The sequence below is a fragment of the Nocardiopsis sp. NPDC006198 genome (assembly GCF_040613895.1).
Classification (GTDB): domain Bacteria; phylum Actinomycetota; class Actinomycetes; order Streptosporangiales; family Streptosporangiaceae; genus Nocardiopsis; species Nocardiopsis tropica.
The window spans coordinates 1-6,959 of record NZ_JBEXSY010000121.1 but is presented as its reverse complement, the minus strand read 5'-3'; the positions used below and the strand labels follow the sequence as shown (position 1 = coordinate 6,959).

Below are 6,959 nucleotides of genomic sequence, written 5' to 3'. Positions count from 1 at the left end.
GGGGTGGCGGGGTCGCCGGACGCGGCGGGCCCCGCCCTGGTGAACTCGCGGGTGGCCTCGCCGTCCGCACCTCCGACGCCGTCCCCGGCCGCCTCCGCCGGAGGGGCGGGGACAGCGGTGAAGTCGTCACGGGAGAAGACCCTGGTCGACTCGTCGTCTGAGGAGGGGGCCGTGACCGGCTCCTCCCACGGCTCGTCGCCGCGGCCGTCGTTCGCCGTTCGCACCGGCTCACCTCCGCACAACTTCTCTGAACAGGGATCCTGCTACCCGCTGGGACGGCCCGTACCGGCCGGTGGTTCGCGGCGGCACGGGGTCGGGCGAGCGGGAGCGGGGGTGGTGTCGGCGCGTCCCGCCTCCGCATGTGGGGGGAGGCCGGGAGCGGCGGCCTTACCGGCGGCCAGAATACATCACGAAGAGGTCACAGCGGGCGTCTCGGGACCCCACCGCCGGCAGGGTCGAGTCTAGGGCGTTCTCTGTGGCCGGCGGCCCTCCGGGGAGGGTGGTCCCCGGTCGGTTCCCGAGTCGGCGCCGGACGGTCGTCCTGCCGACGCCGGGTCGTCGCCGGGGAACCCTTCCGGCCGGAGCGCGGCGCCGGCCGCTTCCCGGCCCCCGCGGGGGAGGGGGTGCCCTCCCCCCGCGGAACCGCGTCCGGCCCGGGGCCTCAGCCCGCGGTGCGCCCGGCCGCGCGGCCCGCCTCCAGGCGGGCGACGGGGACCCGGAACGGGGAGCAGGAGACGTAGTCCAGGCCCACACGGTGGAAGAAGTGCACCGAGGCGGGGTCCCCGCCGTGCTCGCCGCACACGCCGAGCTTGATGCCGGGCCGCGCCGCGCGGCCCTCCTCCACCGCGATGCGGATCAGGCGGCCGACGCCGTCCACGTCCAGGGACTCGAACGGCGAGACCCCGAACACGCCCTTCTCCAGGTAGGCGGAGAAGAACGAGGCCTCGACGTCGTCGCGGGAGAAGCCCCACACGGTCTGGGTGAGGTCGTTGGTCCCGAAGGAGAAGAACTCGGCGTTCTCCGCGATCTCACCGGCGGTCAGCGCCGCGCGCGGCAGCTCGATCATCGTGCCGACCGGGAAGTCGAGCTCGACCCCGTGCTCCCGCTCCACCTCCCGCAGCACCCTCAGCGCGTCCTCGCGGATGATCTCCAGCTCCTGCACGGTGCCGACCAGCGGGATCATGATCTCGGGCCGGGGGCGGCCCCCCGCGGCCATCCGGTCGACGGCGGCCTGGGCGATGGCACGCACCTGCATGGAGAACAGCCCGGGGACGACCAGGCCGAGGCGCACGCCGCGCAGGCCCAGCATCGGGTTCTGCTCGTGCAGCCTGTGCACCGCCTGGAGCACCCGCAGGTCGTTCTCGTGGCTCTCCCCGCGTGCCTCGGCGACGGCCACGCGCACCGACAGCTCGGTGATGTCCGGGAGGAACTCGTGCAGCGGCGGGTCCAGCAGGCGGACCGTCACGGGCAGCCCGTCCATGGCCTCCAGGATCCCGGCGAAGTCCTCGCGCTGGAGGGGCAGCAGCTCCGCGAGCGCGTCGCGCTGCTCGTCCTCGGTGTCGGCGAGGATGAGCCGCTCCACCAGCTGGCGGCGGTCGCCGAGGAACATGTGCTCGGTGCGGCACAGGCCGATGCCCTGGGCGCCCATGCGGCGCGCACGGGCGGCGTCCTCGGCGGTGTCGGCGTTGGCGCGCACCCGCATGCGGCGGGCCGCGTCGACGTAGTGCATGAGCCGGTCGACGGAGCGCACGAGGTCGTCGGCCTGGTCGGAGGCAGGGTCGATCTCGCCCTCGAAGTAGCGCACGACGGGCGAGTCCACGACGGGCACCTCGCCGAGGTACACCTCGCCGCTGGTGCCGTCGATGGAGATGACGTCGCCCTCCTCGACCACCTCGCCGCCGGGGGCGGTCAGCCGCCGGTTCTTGGTGTCCACGTCGATCTCCTCGGCGCCGCAGACACAGGTCTTGCCCATGCCCCGGGCGACGACGGCCGCGTGGGAGGTCTTGCCGCCGCGGCTGGTGAGGATGCCCTCGGCGGCGATCATGCCCTCCAGGTCGTCGGGGTTGGTCTCCCTGCGGCAGAGGATGACCTTCTCACCGCTGCGCGACCACTTGACGGCGGTGTAGGAGTCGAAGACCGCCTTGCCGACGGCGGCCCCGGGAGAGGCGTTCATGCCGTGGCCGATGCGGCGGACGCCGGCCCCGGCCACGGCCGCCTCGTCGAAGCGGGGGAACATCAGCTGGGCGAGCTGGTCGCCGGTGACGCGCTGGACGGCCTCGTCCAGGGTGATCATGCCCTGGTCGACGAGCTGGTCGGCGATGCGGAAGGCGGCCGCGGCGGTGCGCTTGCCCACCCGGGTCTGGAGCATCCAGAGCTTGCCGCGCTCGATCGTGAACTCGATGTCGCACAGGTCGCGGTAGTGGTTCTCCAGGGTGTCCATGATGCCCATCAGCTCCGCGTGGCTCCGGGCGTCGACCTTCTCCAGGTCGGCGAGGGGCACGGTGTTGCGGATGCCGGCCACCACGTCCTCCCCCTGGGCGTTCTGGAGGTAGTCGCCGTAGACGCCCGGCTGGCCGGAGGCGGGGTCGCGGGTGAACGCGACGCCGGTCCCCGAGTCCATGCCGAGGTTGCCGAAGACCATGGCGCAGACGTTGACGGCGGTGCCGAGGTCGGCGGGGATGCGCTCCTGCCGGCGGTAGAGGGCCGCCCGGGGGGCGTTCCAGGAGTCGAAGACCGCCTTGACGGCGAGGGCCATCTGCTCCCGGGGGTCGGAGGGGAACGGCCGCCCGGTCCGCTCCAGGACGATGTCCTTGAAGCGCCCGACGAGCTCGCGGAAGTCGGCGGCGTCGAGGTCCAGGTCGTCGGTGGTGCCCTTGGCGGCCTTGACCTCCTCGACGGCCTCCTCGAAGAGGTCGCCGTCGATGTCCTGGACGGTCCTGCCGAACATCTGGACGAGGCGGCGGTAGGAGTCCCACGCGAAGCGCTCGTCCCCGCTCCGGGCGGCGAGGCCGACGACGGACTCGTCGTTGAGGCCGATGTTGAGGACCGTCTCCATCATGCCGGGCATGGAGAACCTCGCGCCCGAGCGCACGCTCACCAGGAGCGGGTCGTCGGCCTGGCCGAGGCGGCGCCCCATCGTCCTCTCCAGCTCGGCGAGGTTGGCCTCGACCTCGGCGTCCAGGCCCTCGGGGACGCTGCCGCGCGAGAGGTAGTGGCGGCACGCCTCCGTGGTGATCGTGAACCCGGGGGGCACGGGGAGTCCGAGGTTGGTCATCTCGGCGAGGTTGGCCCCCTTGCCGCCGAGGAGATCCTTCAGGTCCTTGTTGCCCTCGGTGAACGTGTAGACGTACTTGGCCACGGGGGTCTCCCTCGATTCTCGACGGCTCCGCGGTGGATCGGCGCCTGTGCCCGGATGGGCGCGACTCTATCCACACTGCGCATCATCACCCCTTCATGAACCACCATTTGGCAGCATTTCAGCAGGTCAAGGACATTAGAGAGGTCTATACCAATGGTTCAGCCCAGGAATGCCGACCCCGACCCCCCGACCAGGGAACGCACACCCCGGCGGCCACGGATCCCCTGGTCACAGCCTCGCGCTCGCACGGCGAGGCGCCCCCCTCCCGCCCCTGCCGCCCCGGGGGCGCACCCGACCAATCCCGCGCCACACCCTCCAGCGGAGGCCGCTGTGCCGCGCGACACAGGTTTACCGGCAAGTAACCTACGCCTCCGTAAGTTAGGCTGGGCAAGAGGCCCGCAGCGGCGCGGACCGCGGGACGGAGGGGAACAACGTGTCGGAGGAACGGACGCGGAGCAACGGCAAGGGCGGCGCGGGGGCCGGGGACGACGGGCCCGGCGGACACGGCACCGGAGCCGCGAAGGGCGGCGGGGACCCCCAGGGCGACGCGTCCATGCCGGAGAGGGCCGTCAGCGCGGCCGGAGACTTCCTGGAGGCGGTCAAGCCCAGACTCCGGGGCTGGCTCCACCTGGGGACGGCGCCGCTCGCCCTCGCCGCGGGCATCGTCCTGGTCGCGCTCTCCCCCACCGTGCCGGCCCTGCTCGCCAGCGCCGTGTACGCGCTCAGCTCGGTGCTGCTGTTCAGCACCTCGGCCGTCTACCACGTGGGCCGGTGGTCGCCCCGCGCGCAGAAGGTGCTGCGGCGCCTGGACCACTCGAACATCTACCTGATCATCGCGGGCACGTACACGCCGTTCATCGTGCTCGTCCTCGACGGCACCCTGCGCACGGCGATGCTGGCGCTGGTCTGGGGCGGGGCCATCGCCGGGGTCGGCTTCAAACTCCTGTGGCTCAACGCCCCGCGCTGGCTGTCCACGGCCCTGTACCTGGCCATCGGCTGGGTGGCGGTGCTGTTCATCCCCGACCTGGTCCACGGGACCCATCCGGCGACGTGGATCCTCATCCTCGTCGGCGGGGTCCTGTACAGCGTCGGCGCGGTCGTCTACGGGCTCAAGCGGCCCAACCCGGCGCCGCGCTGGTTCGGCTTCCACGAGATCTTCCACTCGCTGACCATCGCGGCGTTCGTCTGCCACTACATCGCGGTGTCCTTCGTCGTCTACACGACCTGAGGCCCGGCCCCGGGGGCGACAGGGCCGCCGCAGCGGTCCGGACCGGTGGAGGGGGTTCCGGCCTCCTCGGCCCGTGGGAGCGTCGGTCGGACCATATCCACGTCACGATTCGCTCACGCGGTAGGACAAGCAGGATGAAATGCGCCTTTATCTCCGGCGGCCTGGCGCTACGTTGAGAACCGGTTCCCCCGGCCGTGTGCGGCCGGAGGAACCGACGAGACGGCCGGAGACCACATCCCCCCGGGTCCGGCCGTCTCACCGCACTCCCCCGCTCGTACGAGCACTGCGCCCGCTCCCCCCGTGGGGGGAGCGGGCGCAGTGCTCTCACGGGCTCGCGGGCCCGTCCCGGCGTCCGGGACGGGCGCGCGGCGGTCAGCAGCCGGGCAGGCGCTCGAACAGGTAGGTCTCCACCCTGTCGAGCGAGACCCGCTCCTGGGACATGGTGTCGCGCTCGCGCACGGTCACCGCGTCGTCCTCCAGGGTGTCGAAGTCCACCGTCACGCAGAACGGGGTGCCGATCTCGTCCTGGCGGCGGTAGCGGCGGCCGATCGCACCGGCGTCGTCGAACTCCACGTTCCAGCGCTTGCGCAGCGCGGCGGCCAGGTCGCGGGCCTTCGGCGACAGGTCGGCGTTGCGCGAGAGCGGCAGGACCGCGGCCTTCACCGGGGACAGGCGCGGGTCCAGGCGCATGACGGCGCGCTTCTCCAGCTTGCCCTTGGCGTTGGGCGCCTCGTCCACGTTGTACGCGTCCAGCATGAACGTGAGCACCGCCCGGTCGACACCGGCCGCGGGCTCGATGACGTAGGGGATGTAGCGCTCGTTGCTCTCCTGGTCGAAGTACGACAGGTCGACGCCGGACGACTCCGCGTGCGTCTTCAGGTCGAAGTCGGTCCGGTTGGCGATGCCCTCCAGCTCACCCCACTCGCTGCCCACGAAGTTGAAGCGGTACTCCACGTCCACGGTGCGCGTGGAGTAGTGGGACAGCTTCTCCGCGGGGTGCTCGAACAGGCGCAGGTTGTCCTTGGCGATGCCCAGGTCGACGTACCACTGGAAGCGGGTGTCGATCCAGTACTGGTGCCAGTCGGCGTCGGTGCCGGGCTTGACGAAGAACTCCATCTCCATCTGCTCGAACTCGCGGGTCCGGAAGATGAAGTTGCCGGGCGTGATCTCGTTGCGGAACGACTTGCCGATCTGGCCGATGCCGAAGGGCACCTTGCGGCGTGCGCTCTGCTCGACGTTCTTGTAGTTGATGAAGATGCCCTGCGCGGTCTCCGGGCGCAGGTACGCCAGGCCCTTCTCGTCCTGCACCGGGCCCAGGTAGGTGCGCAGGAGCCCGTTGAACATGCGCGGCTCGGTGAAGGAGGACTTGGCGCCGCAGTTGGGGCAGGCGATGGCGGCGAGGCCGTCGGCGGGCTCGTGGCCGTGCTTCTCCTCGTACGCCTCGACGAGGTGGTCCGCACGGAAGCGCTTGTGGCAGGACTGGCACTCGGTCAGCGGGTCGACGAACGTCGACACGTGGCCGGACGCCTCCCAGACCTCGCGGGCCAGGATGACGCTGGAGTCCAGGCCGACGATGTCCTCCCGCTCCTGCACCATCGAGCGCCACCACTGGCGCTTGACGTTGTTCTTCAGCTCGACGCCGAGGGGGCCGTAGTCCCAGGCCGCGCGCAGACCTCCGTAGATCTCACTGGAGGGGTAGACCAGGCCTCGGCGCTTGGCGAGGTTGACCAGTGCGTCCATTGCCTCTGACTTGGCGGCCATGGGTGACTCTCCATCCGGCTGGCAGTCGGTGGATCGCGGTTCGCGATACATCGTCGTGTGGGAAGCGGTACGCGCGCCGAAACCGGGGAGTGGCACCGTCGGACGCCCGCGTCCACCCAGGCTAGAGCACCCGGCAAGCCCTCGCACACCGTATGTGCACGGGCAGGGGCGCGCCTCTCAGGCGGGGGCGCCGCCTCCGGCGACGATCTCGTACGCGCTCGGCTCGTCGATGGCGCGGGAGAGCAGGGGGACCGCGTTGACCTTGACGTCGAAGTCGGACAGCGCCCGGCGGTAGAAGCCCGCGCCGTCCCACTCGGTGACCACCGTCCACAGGCCGGGGTCGTCGGCGGCGCGGCCGAGGCGGTGGCCCCGGAAACCGGGGCGGCGGGAGAGCGCCTCGACGGCGGCCGCGGCGTCGGCGCGGAAGGCGTCGAGGTCGGCCTCGGGAACGGAGTAGCGGGTGATGACGATCACGGCACCATTGTGTCCCACCCTGGGAGTGCCCGGGTTGCCGCCCTCCGCCCGCGGGCGGAGGGCGGCCCCGCCCCGGGTGCGGCCACGGGCGGGCCCGCGCGCGGGGGCGGCCCGGCGCGGCGGGGGGGGGCGGGCCCG

Annotated in this window: 4 protein-coding genes and 1 pseudogene; 1 reads left to right on the top strand and 4 read right to left on the bottom strand. The window is 71.9% G+C overall.

Features of this window, described 5'->3' with window-relative positions:
- Nucleotides 1-224 (bottom strand): annotated as a pseudogene (locus tag ABZ234_RS33710) (YdcF family protein); the annotation flags it as partial.
- 437 nt (nt 225-661) lie between these two features.
- Nucleotides 662-3,358, bottom strand: coding sequence for a pyruvate, phosphate dikinase (gene ppdK / locus ABZ234_RS33705; protein WP_355014742.1), 2,697 nt, complete (start codon nt 3,356-3,358; stop codon nt 662-664).
- Nucleotides 3,359-3,911: 553 nt separating this feature from the next.
- Between ppdK and ABZ234_RS33700 the strand changes: the two genes are divergently transcribed.
- The gene (locus ABZ234_RS33700) at nt 3,912-4,586 is read left to right on the top strand and encodes a hemolysin III family protein (RefSeq protein WP_267950472.1); all 675 of its coding nucleotides are present in this window, start codon (nt 3,912-3,914) and stop codon (nt 4,584-4,586) included.
- A 372-nt stretch (nt 4,587-4,958) separates the two neighbouring features.
- Here ABZ234_RS33700 and ABZ234_RS33695 read toward each other — a convergent pair whose 3' ends face one another.
- Complete coding sequence (locus ABZ234_RS33695) at nt 4,959-6,347, bottom strand: glycine--tRNA ligase (protein ID WP_267945950.1); 1,389 nt, start codon at nt 6,345-6,347, stop codon at nt 4,959-4,961.
- Nucleotides 6,348-6,524: 177 nt separating this feature from the next.
- Complete coding sequence (locus ABZ234_RS33690; protein WP_267945951.1) at nt 6,525-6,821, bottom strand: antibiotic biosynthesis monooxygenase; 297 nt, start codon at nt 6,819-6,821, stop codon at nt 6,525-6,527.
- Nucleotides 6,822-6,959: the final 138 nt, after the last annotated feature.